The sequence below is a fragment of the Acinetobacter sp. S-1 genome, assembly GCF_059579785.1.
This window is the reverse complement of record NZ_CM184207.1, coordinates 174,581-193,211: the sequence shown is the minus strand read 5'-3', so window position 1 is coordinate 193,211 and position 18,631 is coordinate 174,581. Positions and strand designations below refer to the sequence as shown.

The 18,631-nt window shown below is 39.1% G+C and carries 17 protein-coding genes; 5 read left to right on the top strand and 12 right to left on the bottom strand.

The window, feature by feature from the left end:
• The first annotated feature begins 152 nt into the window (after positions 1–152).
• Positions 153–728 carry a DUF805 domain-containing protein gene (locus AC52J8_RS00870; RefSeq protein ID WP_005804442.1) on the top strand — a complete coding sequence of 192 codons (576 nt, stop codon included), beginning with the start codon at positions 153–155 and terminating at the stop codon, positions 726–728.
• Between the two features lie 113 nt (positions 729–841).
• Positions 842–1,822: a mechanosensitive ion channel family protein gene (locus tag AC52J8_RS00865; protein ID WP_005078641.1), complete on the top strand. Its 981-nt coding sequence runs from the start codon at positions 842–844 to the stop codon at positions 1,820–1,822.
• Here the strand turns inward: AC52J8_RS00865 and AC52J8_RS00860 are convergent.
• The 5 genes from AC52J8_RS00860 to prfB form a co-directional block, all read right to left on the bottom strand.
• Positions 1,802–2,509, bottom strand: a complete 708-nt coding sequence (locus AC52J8_RS00860; RefSeq protein WP_014207920.1) for a 16S rRNA (uracil(1498)-N(3))-methyltransferase — start codon at positions 2,507–2,509, stop codon at positions 1,802–1,804. The two genes, AC52J8_RS00865 and AC52J8_RS00860, sit on opposite strands and share 21 nt — an antisense overlap.
• Positions 2,506–3,798, bottom strand: coding sequence for a 3-deoxy-D-manno-octulosonic acid transferase (locus tag AC52J8_RS00855; RefSeq protein WP_086399924.1), 1,293 nt, complete (start codon positions 3,796–3,798; stop codon positions 2,506–2,508). Before AC52J8_RS00855 ends, AC52J8_RS00860 begins: the two co-directional genes overlap by 4 nt.
• A gap of 157 nt (positions 3,799–3,955) precedes the next feature.
• On the bottom strand, positions 3,956–5,014 hold the full coding sequence (locus AC52J8_RS00850) for an alkene reductase (protein WP_086399923.1): 1,059 nt from the start codon (positions 5,012–5,014) through the stop codon (positions 3,956–3,958).
• Between the two features lie 28 nt (positions 5,015–5,042).
• Positions 5,043–5,345 carry an ArsR/SmtB family transcription factor gene (locus tag AC52J8_RS00845; RefSeq protein ID WP_002121891.1) on the bottom strand — a complete coding sequence of 101 codons (303 nt, stop codon included), beginning with the start codon at positions 5,343–5,345 and terminating at the stop codon, positions 5,043–5,045.
• Between the two features lie 221 nt (positions 5,346–5,566).
• Positions 5,567–6,662, bottom strand: a protein-coding gene (gene prfB / locus AC52J8_RS00840) for a peptide chain release factor 2 (RefSeq protein WP_140157919.1) whose coding sequence is annotated in 2 segments (ribosomal slippage) — positions 5,567–6,589 and positions 6,591–6,662 — 1,095 coding nt in all. Because the reading frame shifts where the segments join, the coding sequence is not laid out codon by codon here.
• A 208-nt stretch (positions 6,663–6,870) separates the two neighbouring features.
• On the opposite strand from prfB, the gene AC52J8_RS00835 reads away from it, so the two are divergent.
• Positions 6,871–7,728: a putative porin gene (locus AC52J8_RS00835; protein ID WP_086399921.1), complete on the top strand. Its 858-nt coding sequence runs from the start codon at positions 6,871–6,873 to the stop codon at positions 7,726–7,728.
• A gap of 335 nt (positions 7,729–8,063) precedes the next feature.
• Positions 8,064–8,831, top strand: a complete 768-nt coding sequence (locus AC52J8_RS00830) for a putative porin (protein ID WP_005038035.1) — start codon at positions 8,064–8,066, stop codon at positions 8,829–8,831.
• A gap of 49 nt (positions 8,832–8,880) precedes the next feature.
• Here the strand turns inward: AC52J8_RS00830 and recJ are convergent, their stop codons facing one another.
• From recJ to AC52J8_RS00800, 6 genes are all read right to left on the bottom strand, one after another.
• Entirely contained in the window at positions 8,881–10,581 is a 1,701-nt protein-coding gene (gene recJ, locus AC52J8_RS00825; protein WP_086399920.1) for a single-stranded-DNA-specific exonuclease RecJ, read from the bottom strand.
• Complete coding sequence (pdxH, locus tag AC52J8_RS00820; protein WP_086399919.1) at positions 10,582–11,238, bottom strand: pyridoxamine 5'-phosphate oxidase; 657 nt, start codon at positions 11,236–11,238, stop codon at positions 10,582–10,584. It lies immediately after the preceding gene.
• Positions 11,239–11,248: 10 nt separating this feature from the next.
• Complete coding sequence (glmM, locus tag AC52J8_RS00815) at positions 11,249–12,586, bottom strand: phosphoglucosamine mutase (RefSeq protein ID WP_086399918.1); 1,338 nt, start codon at positions 12,584–12,586, stop codon at positions 11,249–11,251.
• Positions 12,587–12,735: 149 nt separating this feature from the next.
• Positions 12,736–14,202 (bottom strand): IMP dehydrogenase, encoded by a 1,467-nt coding sequence (gene guaB / locus AC52J8_RS00810; protein ID WP_002121951.1) that lies wholly within the window; start codon positions 14,200–14,202, stop codon positions 12,736–12,738.
• A 135-nt stretch (positions 14,203–14,337) separates the two neighbouring features.
• The gene (locus AC52J8_RS00805; protein WP_086399917.1) at positions 14,338–14,703 is read right to left on the bottom strand and encodes a YkgJ family cysteine cluster protein; all 366 of its coding nucleotides are present in this window, start codon (positions 14,701–14,703) and stop codon (positions 14,338–14,340) included.
• A 90-nt stretch (positions 14,704–14,793) separates the two neighbouring features.
• A complete protein-coding gene (locus AC52J8_RS00800; protein ID WP_086399916.1) occupies positions 14,794–15,591 on the bottom strand; it encodes an oxygen-binding di-iron domain-containing protein in 798 nt (265 codons plus the stop codon).
• A 227-nt stretch (positions 15,592–15,818) separates the two neighbouring features.
• On the opposite strand from AC52J8_RS00800, the gene AC52J8_RS00795 reads away from it, so the two are divergent.
• Positions 15,819–17,984 carry a TonB-dependent siderophore receptor gene (locus AC52J8_RS00795; protein WP_086399915.1) on the top strand — a complete coding sequence of 722 codons (2,166 nt, stop codon included), beginning with the start codon at positions 15,819–15,821 and terminating at the stop codon, positions 17,982–17,984.
• A 58-nt stretch (positions 17,985–18,042) separates the two neighbouring features.
• Here AC52J8_RS00795 and AC52J8_RS00790 read toward each other — a convergent pair whose 3' ends face one another.
• Positions 18,043–18,618, bottom strand: a complete 576-nt coding sequence (locus tag AC52J8_RS00790) for a TMEM165/GDT1 family protein (protein WP_086399949.1) — start codon at positions 18,616–18,618, stop codon at positions 18,043–18,045.
• Positions 18,619–18,631: the final 13 nt, after the last annotated feature.

Sequence of the window (18,631 nt, the reverse complement as noted above, 5' to 3'; positions counted from 1 at the left end):
AGCATACGAAATTATGAACATTTTTATAAAATTAAGTTGATTTAAAACATTTGTCTATAGCTTTTACTTTTATAATTTTTTCAATATTTGATGGTTTTGATCATCAACAAAGATTATTTTGTCTCTCATATGCAACCTAGGAATAAAATAATATGTTTGCCCAAACAACTTCCTCACGCCCACCACAGCTGCCTTTAAAAGATAGCCCTTTTTCAATTCATGGCCGTTTTAACCGTATGAGTTATTTAGGTGGATATGGACTGATTTATTTAGTCACAATCGTGGGTTATTTTATTCTGGCCTCCTTTCTTGGAAGTTTTCAGCTTTCAAGTAATTTATTTAATTTTGAGTTTTATAGCTCTCTTTCTGGCCTCAGTGCTTTGGTAGTCTGGGCTTTTTGGCTATTCCTGATTTATTTAAATGTTGTTCTCGTCGTGCGACGTTTGCATGATCTAAATAAAAGTGGTTGGATGGGATTACTACTATTCATTCCAGTTGTTCAGTTCTTTTTTATGATTTATTTACTGCTTGCCTCAGGTACGGCAGGTCCAAATCAATATGGTCCTTCTCGACCATCAACGTTCATAGAAAAGTTAATGGCTTGGTTTATTTTATTCGCTATTTTAATTAGCCTTATTTCTACCGCAGGCTTTTTTTACTACTTCTCTGGTACCGATACTATTCAAACCCCGTCACAAATCTTACAAAAAGGAACGGAATACTTTTAATTAAAAAACACTTTATTATTCAGATGAACTCATTATAGTAGGCGCACATTTTATCTCCTACTATGATGAAAGCCGATCATCGCTTTCATAACTTTTTAAAATAGAGACTTGTCGTGGCTGATGAACAAAAATCCTTAACGGATGTTGCAAAAAATACAGGCGAACTTTTGCAAGAAGCAGGTACTAAAACCACTCAAACGGTTTTAGCCCATACCGAAAAGTATCATGATGCCTATACCACCATTGATAAAATCGTGGATAGCTTCTGGGAACGTGTGCCTTATATTTGTATTGCGATTATCGTTTTTATTATTTTTTGGCTACTCACCAAATTATTTAAGTTCTTTGTTCGTAAAACCTTAGAAAATCGTTCTTATACGCGCCAAAACCTAGTGTTGGTTCTAAACCGTGTAGGAAGTACGACAATTTTATTTTTTGGATTCTTAATTGCACTTGTCATCATGATCCCGGGTTTTACCCCAGGACAACTTATGAGCGCGTTAGGGATCGGTTCGGTCGCAATTGGTTTCGCATTTAAAGATATTTTCCAAAACTTGCTTTCAGGTATTTTGATTTTATTGAGCGAACCGTTCCGTATTGGCGATTCAATCGTGGTCAATTCACTTGAAGGAACTGTTGAAGATATCCAAATTCGTGCAACATTCTTACGTTCACCAGATGGCCGTCGTATTGTTATTCCAAATGCCACAGTTTATACGAGCGCTTTAACTGTAAATACGGCTTATCAGCAGCGACGTTGTGAGTTTGTAGTCGGCATTGGATATGACGACGATGAACAAAAAGCTAAACAGATTATTTTAGATATTCTTAATAATGACCGAAATGTACTCAGTCAACCAGCTTTCTCGGTTAACGTTACAGCTTTAGCAGATTTCTCGGTTAACCTGACTGTCCGTTGGTGGGTTGATACTACTGAAACTGATATGTCCTCATCTACAAGTACAATTCAAGCTCAAGTAAAACAAGCTTTCAATGAGAACGGTATTAATATTCCTTACCCAATTCAGGAATTAAAAATGGCTTCAAATCAGCCACTTTTAAACCCAGAAACATCAACTAAAGAGACGACCTAAAATATAAGAAATAGACGTTTCAGTTCTTAAAATACGGTTGCCTAAGCTCACAGCTTGGCAGCCATTTTTTGTGAGCAAATCAATTTCATAGGGAATGAAACCACCTTCGGGTCCAACGACTACACTGCACGCATGCGGAATATTAACTGGCATGCTCTGCTCGGCATACGGATGAGCCACATAGGCGGGACTTTCCTTTGAAATTAAGTTTGGTAGAACATCTTCAACAAAAGGTTTAAAGCGTTTATATAATTGAATTTCAGGAGCAATGGTGTCGCCTGCTTGCTCGAGACCTAAAGTCACATAGTTATCAAGTTGTTGCAAAAATGGAGTTTGCCAATAGCTTTTATCTACCCGATAACTATGAATCAAACTAATTCTTTCAACACCTAGAGTCACACTATCCATAATTAAACGGCGTAAAACTTTGGGCCTTGGTAACGCTACGATTAAATGTACTGGAAGTTTTGCAGGTACAACTTCTTCAGTGATAGGCCGTATACAAACTTCTTGCTCATTCATCGAAACAATTTCAGTGGTATAGCGTGCACCATTACGAACACCAACTTTTAGATTTTGGCCCACCGTAATATCAAGATGTTCACGTAAATGCTGCAATTGGCGTTTTGAACGGATTAACCATAAATCTGACTGAACATCATCAGGTTCTAGTAAAACGATATTCATGGTTTTTCGGCCAAATACCGGTTAATTACACCAATATGCTTTTGTAATGAACCTTGGTTACGCTGCAAAACTTTATGCGCCTGCTCAACCACCTGCTTTGCTTCTTCAGGTTCGGCTAAACATGCCATCCAGATTGCTACGACTTGCTCAGCATCTTGGGCAATGAGTACACCATTTTCGTCAATGAATTCATCGACAATAGTTTGGAAATTAAAGTAACGAGGTCCTATTACGGTCGGTACATTTAAAACCATAGGCTCTAAAATATTATGCCCACCACCCGGTTCATTAAGCGATCCACCCACAAAACACACCTGACTTAAGGCATACCATAGCCAAAGCTCACCCATACTATCTGCCAGATAAACCTGTGTACTGGCGTGAATACTATGATTCATACTTCTACGATGAGTAATTAAATCTAGGTTTTGGCAAATTTCAAAGACTTCGTCGAAACGTTCAGGATGTCGAGGTACGACAATACAAACTAACTCTGGATCTGACCTTAAATAAGGCTGAAGTGCTTGCAAAATTTGTAGTTCTTCGGGTGCATGTGTACTGGCAATTGTCAGTACTTTTCGTTGGCCCAAATACCATAGCTGGTATAGCTTTGCTGCCTGATTTATAAAAGCCTCTGGCGCATGGATATCAAACTTAATATTTCCAACTACCTGACTTTTTTGTTGATCTAAACCAAGTTCTACATAACGTTGTCGAGTCGCATTATCTTGTGCCAGCACCCAGTCAATTTGTTTCAGCATTCCTGCAGTTAGCCCTGAAACGCGGCTATAACCTTTTGCTGATTTTTCTGATAATCGCGCATTTAATAATAAACAAGGAACCTGTTGTAGCTTGGCTTGATCAATTAAATTTGGCCAAAGCTCAGTCTCAACCAATGCTAAAAGTTTTGGCTGATACAACTCAAAAAATTGTTTTAAAAGATGCTTTTGATCAACAGGCAAATAAACTGCTTGAAATAGGTCTAAATAAGGTGCTTTTAAAAATAATGATTTGGCACGCGCCTGCCCCGTCTTTGTTGTATTAGTAACTAATACAGGTTGACCGAGTTTAAGATAATGCTCGATTAAAGGCTGCGCAGCATTGGTTTCTCCAACCGAAACAGCATGGAACCAAATTGCTCTTACATTTTTCGGAGACTCAAACGGCCCAAATCTTTCAAGACATTCCTGATTATATAATTCCTGGCTTTCTGCACGTCTTTTTATCCGCCATTGGTAAAAAGGTTTTAATAAATGGAGTGCGGTGTTGTACCAAAAAGGGGTCGCCAAGCGGTTTGCCTCAAATAGTCAAAGTTTAAAACTGGGGAAAATATAACATAGATAGAAAAAATGGCAGAGTTTCGATACCTAAACTCTACCATTACAAGAAAAGCGATTTACTTACTTAAGAAATGAACTAGGTCAGTAAGTCGAAATCTCAAAGATATTATGAAGCTTCTAGTGCTGGATAGTCTGTATAACCTTCAGCACCTTTAGCATATAAAGTTGTTGGTTGAAGTTCATTTAATGGCAAGTCTTTTTCTAAACGCTGTAAAAGATCTGGGTTAGCAATATATGCTTTACCAAAAGATACAGCATCTGCCTGACCTTCACGCAAGATACGTTTTGCTGATTCTGGTGTTAGATTCTCATTGGCAATCCATACACCATTAAATTTTTCGCGAAGTTTAGGACTAATACTATCAGCAGCTTCATATTCACGAGAGAAAATGAAAGCAACATTACGTTGGTTAAGTTGTTCAACTACATGACCAAAAGTTGCTAATGGGTTTTCATCACCCATATCGTGTGAATCACCACGCGGTGCAATATGAACACCTACTCGGCCAGCGCCCCACACTTCAATAAATGCATCAACGACTTCTAATAATAAACGTGCGCGATTTTCAACAGGACCACCGTATTCATCATCACGTTGGTTGGTATTACTTTGAAGGAACTGGTCAATTAAGTAACCGTTCGCTGCGTGTAATTCAACACCATCAAAACCTGCTGCTTTAGCCAGTTCTGCTGAATGTTTGTATTGAGCAATAACTTCTTGAATCTCTTCAATTGAAAGTGCACGCGGTGTTACATACGGACGTTTAGGACGTAATAAACTCACTTCACCCGCAGGTTGAATTGCACTTGGTGCAACAGGAATATCACCATCTAAAAGTTCAGGATGCGAAATACGGCCTACATGCCAAAGTTGAGCTACAATTTTTGAACCTTGAGCATGAACTGCCTCAATAATTTTATTCCAAGCTTGTGCCTGCTCTTGTGACCATAACCCTGGGGTGTCTGCATAACCCACAGTTTTTGAACCAATTACTGTTGCTTCAGTCAAAATTAGACCGGCATTTGCACGTTGTTGATAGTATTCAACCATTAAATCATTAGGCACTCGGCTTTCACCACTACGCGCACGCGTTAATGGAGCCATTACCAATCGATTTTTGATTTCAAAATCACCAACCGTTAAAGGAGTATTGAGTTCAGCCATAATCGCCTCGACTTACACTTTTAATAATTTAAAGTGTTTGTTTTAAATGTTCGATATATTGCTGAATCAAAGCTTCGTTACGTGAAAAATAAGACCATTGACCATATTTTTGGACCTGAATAAGCCCCGCCTGCTGTAACACAGACAAATGATTAGACATCGTAGACTGAGCTACTTTACCCAAACGTTCAATATGACCTGCACAAACACCCTTCTCAAAACTACCACCACATTCTTCCACCGGTAAATAATGTGCAGGTTCTTTTAACCATTGCAAAATTTGCCGACGTAGAGGGTTGGAAAGGGCTTTGCTAATTGCATCAATATCCATAGGCTCAACACGTCTTTTAAACGAACAAAGCTTTGTTCAGCATTTCGAAAACATAATATCGCATTTTTTCGATATTCATATCTATTTTTTTCGATATTCATATCGCATTTTTTCGATTAATATTCGAAGGCTGAACTGCTTTGCCGTTTTAATCGCTAAAAATCCAAGAGTTCTACATATTCATAGATGAACTGTATTCAAACTAAAAGTTCAGCAGACTCTTATAAACCTTGTTTTAAACTCGCTTCGATAAAACGATCAAGGTCACCATCAAGAACAGCACCTGTATTAGAGTTTTCAACACCGGTACGTAAATCTTTAATACGAGAATCATCTAATACATATGAACGAATTTGGCTTCCCCAACCAATATCAGACTTCGAGTCTTCTAGAGCTTGAGCTGCTTCATTACGTTTTTGCATTTCTAATTCATATAAACGCGCACGTAACTGTTTCCATGCGTGGTCACGGTTAGCATGTTGCGAACGCTGGTTCTGACATGCCACCACAATACCTGTTGGGATGTGAGTCAAACGCACAGCCGAGTCGGTTTTGTTAATATGCTGACCACCTGCACCAGATGCACGGTACGTATCGGTACGAACATCAGAAGGGTTAATATCAATTTCAATATTGTCATCAACTTCTGGTGAAATAAATACCGCAGAGAATGAAGTGTGACGACGGTTGCCACTGTCAAATGGTGATTTACGAACTAAACGGTGTACACCTGACTCTGTGCGTAACCAACCATAGGCATATTCACCTTCAACACGAATCGTTGCTGATTTAATACCAGCTACGTCACCGTCAGACACTTCCATAAGTTCTGCTTTAAAGCCATGACGTTCAATCCAACGCATATACATGCGTAAAAGCATAGACGCCCAATCTTGTGCTTCAGTACCACCTGAACCTGATTGAATCTCGACATAGCAAGGATTCGGGTCCATCGGGTTACTAAACATACGACGGAATTCAAGTTTAGCCAGTTCATCTTCAGCTGCACTAAGCTCTGACTGAACATCTTCAAGCAAGCTTTCATCATCAGCTTCTACAGCCAAATCTAACATCGCTTTTGCATCTTCAAGTTGTGTTGACAACCCATCCAATACATTAATAACGTTTTCTAGTTCGCCCTTTTCTTTCGCCATCGCCTGAGCACGGCTTTGATCATTCCAAATCGCAGGGTCTTCTAACTCACGTAAAACTTCTTCTAAACGCTCTTTTTTCAGATCGTAGTCAAAGATACCCCCGTAGTGTTTGGCTACGATCAGTTAAGTCTTTCAATTGGTTTAGATAAGGATTAATTTCCACGCGAGTGTTCCCATAAGAGCAGATAAACAGTCAATTATTTTAGCATAGCTTGCCATACTCAAACAAAAGCCCTCAAACATATTGATTTTCAATATCTCATTAATGAAAAATAAATATAATATTATTGATTTACCCATTAAAAATACATTAAAATTAACAACTTAAATCTTAATAACTTTATAACATATATTACTCTAGAGCTTTATCCATGAAAAAATCAAAATTTTTGTTTGCACTCATCACAGCTGCATGTGCTTTCAACGCAAATGCCTATCAAACTGAAGTTGGTACAATGTACGAATTTACAGATATGGATGGTGCAGAAAATAATAGCTTCGGCATTAACGGTAAATATTATTTTAATCCTGTAGAAGCAAAAACTTTCCCTTTAGCTGAAGCTGCTTTTTTAAATAAATCTTCAAATATTGGACTAGGATATGCATATAGCAAACTAGAAGATGATGAAGATTCTGGAAAACTCGAATTTAGTTCTGTAGGCATTACAGGTGAATACTTTATTCCAAATACCCCACTCTATTTATCAGGAGCATTTAACCGTACAAAAACCGAAGTCACTGCAAATGATTTTGGTTCGGTTGATGATAGCGGTAATGGTTATGCTGTAGAGGTCGGTTTCCTACCAACAGATGGCTTATTGTTGGCCGCTGGTGTAACAGATTTATCTGAAAGCTTTGATCCAATACAAGCAGCTAAATATGGCTTTATTACTTCAGTCACAAATGCTACAGCTGTAACTGGTGAAGATGAGGATACAGCCGTAACTTTACGTGCCAAATACGTTACTCAAATTTCAGGTTTTTATACTAATTTTGAAGGCCAAACTTATATTGGAGATGAAACTACTTATCGTTTAGGTGCAGATCTTTATCTTGATCCAACTTTAAGTATTGGAGCATCTTTTGCAGACTCAACAGCAGAAGATTCAGATACAATTTTTAGTCTTCGCGCACAAAAATTCTTTACACCACAAGTAGCAGTAGGCTTAACTTATACGACTGTTGAGGATGCTGATTCTTTTGGTATTAATGGAACATTCCGTTTCTAATTCATAAGAATTTATTAATTAAAGATATAAACGCTTGGATAGATTTATCTGAGCGTTCTTCAGTTCATTTTAATTTTAACCAGTAACATCCTCATACAAAATTGGGTACTTTTACAGCAATTTTTATGATCTACACAAAATCTACTCAATTTTAATAAAATAAAACATTATTAACTTTTATTTAATAATCAATAATTTAAATAGATCAAGTTTACATAAAAAACACATAGTTACAGTATGGTTACTTGAGCAAGATTGACGCATAAGCATTTTGGTCTAGACTAAAAGTTGTAACAAAACATTTATAAAATCGCTTTTTAGAGGGGAGAGATTCCATGAAAAAACTAGCAATTGCATCAGCTCTTTTATCTGCACTGGCAGTAAGTGGCGCAGCAAACGCTTACCAAGCTGAAGTTGGTGGTTCTTACAATTATCTTGATCCAGATGACGGCAGCAGTGTAAGCAAATTCGGTGTTGACGGGACTTATTACTTTAATCCTGTTCAAACTCGTAACGCTCCACTTGCTGAAGCAGCTTTCTTAAGCCGTGCAAGTAATGTTAACGCTCTTATCAACTATGGCGATAACAGCGGTACTAAAGACACTCAGTATGGCGTAGGTGTTGAATACTACGTTCCTAACTCAGATTTCTACCTTAGCGGTGATGTAGGCCGTAATGAGCGTGAAATCGATAACACTAATATTGATAGTAAAGTTACGACTTATGCTGCTGAAGTAGGTTATTTACCAGCTCCAGGTTTATTACTTGCTCTAGGTGTTAAAGGTTACGACGAAAAAGACGGTAAAGACGGCGCTGATCCAACAGTTCGTGCTAAATACGTAACTCAAGTAGGTCAACATGACGTAAACCTTGAAGCGTTTGGTGCGTTTGGTGACCTTGACGAATATAAAGTTCGTGGTGACTACTACATCGATAAAACTTTAAGTCTTGGTGTGGATTACTACAATAACGACTTAACTGATAAAGATGAATTTGGTATTAATGCTAAAAAATTCTTAAATCAACAAGTAAGTCTTGAAGGTCGTATTGGTTTCGGTGACAACGATAACACTTATGGTGTTCGTGCAGGATACCGCTTCTAATATCGCTTAAAAAGCACATAAAAAAATCCGCTCTAATGAGCGGATTTTTTTATTGGTTTAAATGCACAATACGCAATTGTAAATTTACATTGCCATTAAATGCATTACGATCCATTTCATATACTAAATGAACTTCATCTCGCATAGGATTAAATTCAAAACGACCAGCTGCATTAAATGCAATCGCATCAAAAGTATATTGATCTAGGGCTAACCTAAGTTTTAAATGTGTTTCTTTAAGCCAGCGATAATCAACAACTTTAAAATGTCCTTCAAACTGAGGAAAAGGGAATTTTTGTCCCCACGGTCCCAGTTGTTCTATCCAATTTAAAGTATCTAGCTGTAAGGCAGAAGCAGGAAGTTCGCCATCCGTCCATAGCGTTGCTTGAAACAAAGATTCTTCCATTGCTGCAATGCAATTGGTAAATGCTGTTTTAAAAGCTTCAAAGTTTTCTTTACGTATGGTTAAACCTGCTGCTGCTGCATGCCCACCAAAATGGCTCACCAATTCTGGATGTTGTTCAGCGACCTGTTCAATCGTATCTCGAATATGCACGCCATCAATTGAACGTGCTGATCCTTTAATATGAATGCCATCTTCATCGGGTGCAAAAACAATAGTGGGGCGATGAAATTGTTCTTTTAAACGCCCCGCTACAATTCCAATCACGCCCTGATGCCAATTTTCTTCGAAGAGTATAAGAGCTGGAGGAATGTCTTCTTTTGAGAGCTGCAAGCTATCTAAAGCAGATAAGGCTTGTTGCTTCATCTCTCCTTCGATTTGACGGCGCTCTATATTTAATTGATTTAACTGTCTCGCGATTGGATACGCAGATTCCATAGTGTCAGCTAATAAACATTCAATGCCTATACGCATGCTCTCCATGCGTCCAGCAGCGTTAATACGCGGACCTAAAACAAAACCTAAATCTTGTGCACGCAAAGATGAAGCCTCACGGCCAGCAATATCTAGCAACGCCAATATTCCGACTCGGCATTGATGTTGTTGAATACGTTTTACACCTGCGTCGACCAAAATGCGGTTGTTATAATCTAGGACAGCAACATCCGCATAGGTTCCCAAAGCAACCAAGTCTAGATATTGAGTGACTTTACTTGTACTTTTGTTTTGCTTGTTACGTAAACTAGCTAAATTGGCCAGCACATAAAATGCAACTCCAACACCTGCAAGCGCCTTACTTGGGAACTCACAACCTAACTGATTTGGGTTTACAACTGCTTCTGCAAGTGGTGTTTCTTTGGTCGTTAAATGATGATCTGTAATAACCACTTGCATGCCCAGTACATGTGCCGCTTCAACACCAGCATGGCTGGAAATCCCATTATCGACAGTAATTAATAAATCGGGTTGATAAGTTTGATGTGCAAGCTCTGCAATTGCGGGGGTAAGCCCATAACCGTATTTAAATCGGTCTGGAACCAAATAGTCGACTTGTGCCCCCATATCGCGAAGCACCAATACCATTAAAGCTGTGCTAGTTGCACCATCGGCATCATAATCACCGACAATAACAATTTTTTTCTGCTCATCAATAGCTTGGTCTATTAATGCCACAGCAGTTTCTAATCCCTTGAGCTGCGGAGCTAATAAATTCTTAAGCTTTAACTCTAATTCCTGTTCAGATTGTACTCCACGCCTTGCCAAAATTTCGGCAATAAACGAAGGCACGCCCTGAAACTGTTCAGGGCGTGTCAATAAAGGTCTTTGTTTGATTTGTATTTTTGTCATTTAAGGCATCAGTCGGTGCATCGTCCATTGACCGTCGATTTTTTCATAACTCAAGCGGTCATGTAAACGATTTGGTCGCCCTTGCCAGAATTCATAGTAATCTGGCTGCAGACGATAACCTCCCCAGAACTCTGGCTTATCAAGCACTTCACGACTTGTAACTTGCTGTTGTAAGTCTTGAAAACGTTGCTGTAACAGCTCTCGGCTTTCAATCTTACCACTTTGCGGCGTACTGATATGCGCTGCAATCTGGCTATCACGTGGTCGTTTACGATAGTAATCTGTAGACTCTTGCTCAGCAATTTTGACTACATGACCACCAACTCGCACCTGACGCTCTAGACTTGGCCAGTAAAATAATAATTCGGCATATGGATTTTCTGCCAAATCGATACCTTTCTGACTGTCGTAGTTAGTATAAAAATCATACCCAGCTTCTGTAGCCCCACGTAACAAAACTGTTCGAACATGAGGTCTGCCATTCGCACTTGCTGTCGCTAATGACATTGCATAGGGTTCATGCAAATTGGCTGCTAGAGCATGGTTAAACCAACCAAGAAACTGCTGATGAGGACTAGATTCAACTTGCCCCTCATGCAATTCTCCTTGCTCGTAGCTTAAGCGTAATTCACTTAAATCTTTAATGACATCACTCATGTCATGCACCTTATGCGACTTGTGCTTGTGAACGAACTGAATCTGCTAAATGCTGAGCTAAAGCATTCACTTCTTGCTCATCATCACCTTCGACCATAACACGAATTACAGGCTCTGTACCTGACTTACGAATCAAGATTCGTCCACGTCCTTTGAGCTGTGCTTCTGCTTTATCAAACTCGGCAACCAATGCAGGAATAGAATACGGATCAAGCATTTGTTCTAAACGTACATTCACAAGAATTTGAGGGAATAATTTAAAGTCTTGAACCAACTCATGAAGAGCTTTATTTTGCTCGACCATCACGGTTAAAACTTGAAGTGCTGCAATAATCGCATCACCTGTCGTACTCTTGTCTAAAGTTAGAATATGGCCAGATGGTTCCCCACCAGTAACCCAACCATTTTCTTCTAGGGCTTGTAATACATAACGGTCACCAACCTTAGCACGAACAAAACCAACATTCGCTTTTTCAAGTGCGACTTCGAGTGCCATGTTACTCATGACAGTACCCACTACGCCTGCTGGCTTATTTTGAGCCTGAGTCGCTAAAATATATAAGATATGGTCACCATCAATTAAGTTACCAAACTTATCCACCATCACGACACGGTCAGCATCACCATCAAAGGCAATCCCTAAATCTGCTTCGTGCTCAACTACAGCTTTTTGTAGATTTTCAGGATGTGTTGAACCACAACCTTCATTAATATTTAAACCATCCGGCTCATTATATAAAGCAACTACTTTTGCACCTAACTCACGGAAAACCGAAGGACCAACGCTATACGCCGCACCATGAGCACAGTCCAACACAATCTTTAAATTATTTAAGTCAAAGTGGTAAGGGAAAGTAGATTTACAAAATTCGATATAGCGACCATTCGCATCATTTACACGAACACTTTTACCTAAGTTTGCTGTGTCCTCAATATATAAATCTTTTTCTAATTCGAGGTTAATTTCTTCTTGTAGAGCATCTGGTAATTTTTTACCTTCGCTTGAGAAAAATTTAATCCCATTATCAAAATATGGGTTATGTGATGCAGAAATCACGATACCGGCATGAGCATGTAAAGCACGAGTAAGGTGCGCAATTGCTGGGGTTGGTAAAGGGCCAAGTAAATGAACATATACGCCAGCAGCGTTTAACCCCGCCTGCAAAGCAGACTCTAAAATATAACCAGATAAACGAGTGTCTTTTCCTAATACAACAAGTGGCTTATTTTTTGGACTCGTTCGTTTTAATACCTTCCCTGCAGCAAAACCGAGTTTTAAAGCAAACTCTGGAGTAATAGGCATTTGCCCAAATTTTCCACGAATACCATCCGTTCCAAAATAACTCATAGCTTATCTCATTTTTACGCCACTTCAGCCGTGGCTTACTTCATATATGGCAATTCCGCCATATCTCTTTTCGTCAGATTTACTTTACACCAAAAACAAAAAGCCGTCAGTGTAATGACGGCTTTCTTCATTGTTTTGGTTACGAAAATCTAACCAACACGATAGTTTGGAGCTTCTTTAGTAATCGTTACATCATGAACATGTGACTCAGACATGCCTGCTGAAGTAATTTTCACAAATTTCGCATTTTGGCGAAGATCTTCAATCACAGCTGAACCTGTATAACCCATCGATGAACGTAAACCACCCATCATTTGATGAACGATGTTACCCATTGGGCCTTTATATGGAACACGGCCTTCGATTCCTTCTGGTACTAACTTCTCAGCACCCGCTTTTGAATCTTGGAAATAACGGTCAGCAGAACCAGTTGCTCCCGCCATTGCACCTAATGAACCCATACCACGATATGCTTTGTAGTAACGACCTTGGAAAAACTCAACTTCGCCCGGCGCTTCTTCAGTACCCGCAAGTAATGAACCAACCATGATCGTACTTGCACCCGCACCGATCGCTTTTGCCATATCGCCAGAGAAGCGGATACCGCCATCTGCAATTAAAGGAATTTGATCTTTTAGTGCACTAGCAACGCTGTCAATCGCAGAAATTTGTGGCATACCGATACCAGCCACAATACGTGTTGTACAGATAGAACCAGGGCCAATACCTACTTTTACAGCATCTGCACCTGCATCTAATAATGCTAATGCAGCATCACCAGTTGCAATGTTGCCACCAATCACTTGTACTTGAGGGAAGTTTTGTTTCACCCAACGTACACGTTCAATTACACCAGCAGAGTGGCCATGCGCTGTATCAACAACAATTACGTCAACACCAGCTTCAACCAATGCTTCCACACGACTTGGTGTATCAGCACCAGTACCTACCGCAGCACCAACACGTAAACGACCAAGATCATCTTTACAACTGTTTGGATAGCTCTCAGCTTTGCGGAAGTCAGTTACTGTAATTAAGCCTTTAAGTTCGTTGCTCTCACCAACGACCAAGACTTTTTCAATACGGTGTTTTTGCAATAATGCTTGAATATTTTCTTTAGACTCGCCTTCACGTACAGTGACTAAACGATCTTGGCCTGTCATGATGTTGCTAACAGGTTGTTCTAAATTGGTTTCAAAACGCGTATCACGGCCTGTCACAATACCAACAACCTTGCCGTCTTTAACAACAGGTACACCACTAATGTTATTAGCAGAGGTAATTGCGATGAGTTCACGTACTGTAGTTTCAGGCGTTACAGTGATAGGATCTTTCACCATACCCGCTTCGAATTTTTTCACACGGCGTACTTCTGCAGCTTGAGCAGCAATATCCATGTTTTTGTGCAAAATCCCGATACCACCATTTTGTGACATCGCAATCGCCATACGTGACTCTGTCACTGTATCCATTGCAGCTGAAACTAATGGGATATTTAAATGAATGCCGCGAGTTAAACGTGTCTTTAAAGAGACATCTTTTGGGAGAACAGTAGAGTAGGCAGGAAGTAATAAGACATCATCGAAGGTTAGCGCTTCTTGAACGATGGTCAGCATAACAATCTCACTGGTAAATTCCGTGAGCTATTATAAACAAATTTCAATGCAATTTTCATATTATCTTTGCCTTTTTCAGCAATAGATAGAGAGCTTCTCCAAATAATTCCCACTTATTATTGTGTTAGCTCATATTTAACTCACCTGATCATAGTCATGATCATTCTCAGAATCGGCTGGGTTAACACGAATAAGAGGAATAAGCTGGTGCGCCAAACGAGCTTTACTACATTGCTCATCTCCCATCTGCACCTCTCTACAGGTAGAACTACGTACAGTATAAATAGAACAACCCACCTCTTTACCAATTTCACCCGTCAAAGCCTGACACCGTGGCTGAGCCCGATTAGTTCCACGCATACAAGAATAAACAGGTGTCAAAGGTTCAATTAGATGTTCATCTATTAACTCGGCCTCAGCCCAGTAAAATGAAACCCGAAAATGTGCACAACATGCCCCACAGTGTAGGCACTCATCTGGAGTCGCAACTTGAGATAACATTTTATTCAAATTCTCGTCATCAAAAATTTTTCTGCGACGGAAAATACTAAAAAAATTTCAAATTGGACTCAAGATAATGGATCTCATTTTTTAAGTAGGGCAGCTAAAAATTTGCTCCGTCATTAAATCTACGCCGCATGGCAAGGTCTCAATCCAGTCTAAAAACTGATTGACCATTTCTTTACCCATAAATGGACTACCGTGCTGAGGCACAATCATTTCAATATCCATTTGGCGCACCATATTGACCCACAAACGGATAACTTTATTGGAACACATATAGCGTTGGTGAAAAGCCTTCATTTTCATGACGTGCGTATCGAAATCTTTTAAAGGCTGATTAGCATCTTCAACAATCGAGGCGCCCATATCACCAGAAAACAGAATCTTAGCAACTGGGTCATAAAACTGAAAATTACCCACCGAATGTAAGAAATGAGCAGGAACTACCACAAGCTTGGATTCCCCTAGAGTAATTACTTGGCCGCGGTCGGGTAATTCAATAAGGCGATCTTCCCAATTCCCTTTCATACGCTCACTCATAAATGAGGAATTTAGGTGTGGTAAAAAACGTGCCCATAATTTTGATGCAACAACTTTAGCATCGGTATAAACCAGCCAGCGTGGCATTGAAGTAATAATGTCCGGATCTTGATGCGAGGCCATCACATAGTCCAGATTTTTCAAACGTGTATATTTATTTAATTCCATCGTTAATGGAACGTAGGTCAAATCGCCACCCGGGTCAATTACAGCAGCACGTTCATGGTCAATAATTAAAAATTGATTGGCTTGGATACCTTCCCCTTTAACCAAGCTGGTAAAACTAATACATTTATGTAAGCCATTATCAAATAATATCTGCGATGTTGTTTTTTCAAACCCCATACAATTCCCCAAAAAAACTTTAAATATTAGATATTTTTATATCCATACTAAAATAAAGGGATTCAGTAACTCTTGCAATAAACTACTTTATTTTTCTAATAATATTTTAAAATTGATTTTGCTTTTCTTATTTTATAAATGAATCATAATGTTATTTAAAATTAACCCACAATAAATTAAAATAATTCTCATTATCAAATTTACTTTTTGTGCTGCTTAGGCCTCCCATGAATCAACCCTTCCGTTTTTCAACATCAAAAACATTGTTAGCAGTTGCTATTTTTACTTCGATGACAGCAAGTCACGCTGAAAAAATAACAGAACAACAAAATTCGACCAGTGTTCTTCCCACGATTTCTGTTCAAGCGCAAAAAGAAAGCACCTCACCTTACGTCGCAACTAAAGCAAACTCTGCCTTAAAATCAGACGCACCTTTATTTAAAACTGCTCAGTCGGTTTCGGTAGTAACCCGTGAGCAACTTGACCAAAAACAAGCAAAGACACTTACAGATGCACTTGAAGGTGTTGCTGGTGTTGGAGCTGGGAAACTTGGTCGTCGTGGTTGGGATGATTTCATTATTCGAGGACAAACTTCTTCTGATTCAGTTTATGTCGATGGTTTAAGAATTGGTCAAAGTTCTCCAACCCCATCTGTAGCAGCTGAAATATCAGGTATGGATCAGGTACAAATTTTAAAAGGGCCTGCATCTATTAATTTTGGTTTGGTTGCTCCAGGAGGTATTGTCAACTTAGTGACTAAACGCCCTCAAGCTGAAAGCTTTGCTCGGGCCACTATGACTTATGGCAGCTACAACCTTAAAGAAGGAACGTTCGATTTAAACTATAGCCCTAATAATAGTGAAAAAGGTGCTTTCCGTTTAAATGGTCGTATCTCGGATCAAGATGACCCAACAGATTATGTATATTTTAAAAATTACTACATCTCCCCCTCTTATAACTTTGACTTAGGGGATAACACTGATCTATCTGTCATCGCAAGCTATCAGCATCGCGAATACATCCGTCAACAAGGGTTACCTGTCATTGGTACATTAAAAGATAACCCTAACGGCGCTATAGATCGAAGTTTATATATTGGCGATCCTAATTTTGGTAAATATGAAGCAGATGTTTACCGTACAGGTTATACCTTTAAACACGCTTTTGATAACGGTTGGAACTTTAATCAGAACTTTGCCGTACAAAAAACTGAAATGGATGGTACTGCTGTCTTTGCTCGCACGGGTAACAACTTTTGGGTAAAAAACAAACAAGGTGAAATCGACTACACAACCATTAGCCGTAAAAATAATAGCCGCCACCAAATTATTGATAATTTAAGCTTTGCCATTGATAACCGTCTAAATAAACAGTTTGATTTATATGGTATGCAACACGACCTTAATATTGGAGTAGATGCTTTTCAGGAAAAAAGTGATTACACCAACGATAAATACGATATTGGCGATTTAAATATCTATGACCCCGTTTACGGTCAAAATGTAAAATTGACTCAAAATGTTCGTGATATCAACCGTCTCAAATATTTAGGGTTTTATTTACGTGACCGCATTCAGCTTAATGACCAATTACTTTTAAGCTTATCTGGTCGTCAAGACTGGGCGCAAACTCAAACCACAAGTTTGGTGACTGGCAGTACAAGTAAACAAACAGACAATGCATTTACAGGCAGCGCCTCTGTCATGTATACCCTTAATGATATTGTGGCTCCTTATGTCAGCTATGCCACTTCATTTACCCCAAATAGCGGTACTGATGTAAATAACAATCCATTCAAACCTGAAGAAGGGAAACAGGTTGAAGTCGGAATGAAATTACAAAGCCCAGATCAACGAGTTCAAGGTGCTATCGCTTGGTATGATTTAAAACGTCAAAATGTTTTAGTCACTGATACTGCGAATAGTGGCTATAAAGTACAACGTGGCGAACAGTTAACTCGCGGTATTGAAACTGAGCTAAGCGCAGAAATTTTAGAAGGTTTAAAATTAACAGCTGCCTATACCTACACAATTGATGCTGAAATTAGTAAAGATGCAAACGCGAGCAATGTAGGAAAAGCACTCGACAATATTCCTGAGCATGCTTACAGCCTGTCGGCTCGTTATAAATTTGACCCTGCCTCAAAACTTGGTTGGTATGTCGGCGGTGGATTCCGAGGTGAAACCTATAAAACTATGGATAAGTTAGATATCCATATTCCAGGCTATACCGTATTTGATACAGAAGCTGGCTATGATGCAGGACATTGGGGTGCTCAACTTGCGATCCGTAATCTATTCGATAAAGATTATTATGCAGGTGCCTTAAATGAAAATTTGGTGACTTTAGGTAATCCACGTCAAATTAACTTTACTATGAAATTTAACTATTAAAATTACCTATAAAAAAACGCACTCGATTCGAGTGCGTTTTTTGGCAGTTTTAAATGCGTTAGAAAAAATAATGCTGTACTAAAGTAGAGATACCTACAATTAAGAAAATAGCGGCACCAATTTTATGAATGAGCGAAATGGGTAAACGTTCAGCCAGTTTATTACCAATAAATACAGCGGGTGCATTGGCAATCATCATACCTATTGTTGTACCAAGCATAACCCAGAAAATGCTGTCATAACGTGCAGCTAAAGCAACTGTTGCTATTTGGGTTTTATCGCCAATTTCAGCCAAGAAAAATAAAATAAAGGTTGCACCAAAAACACCAAATTTTTGCCATCTATTAATACTATCCGTTTCATCATCGAGCTTATCTGGAATAAGCATCCAGAACGCCATACCAATGAAACCAGCTGCAAGGACCCAGACTAAAATTTCGGGGCTCAACACGGTCGTAATCCACTGTCCAAGTACAGCAGAAATACCATGATTAATTAGAGTAGCTAAAAGAATCGCAATAAGAATAGGGATTGGCTTACGGAAACGTGCAGACAGTAAAAGGGCCAATAATTGGGTTTTATCGCCCATTTCAGCGAGGGCAACAATTGAAGTAGAAATCAGAAATTCTTGCATGTCGTTTCTCTGG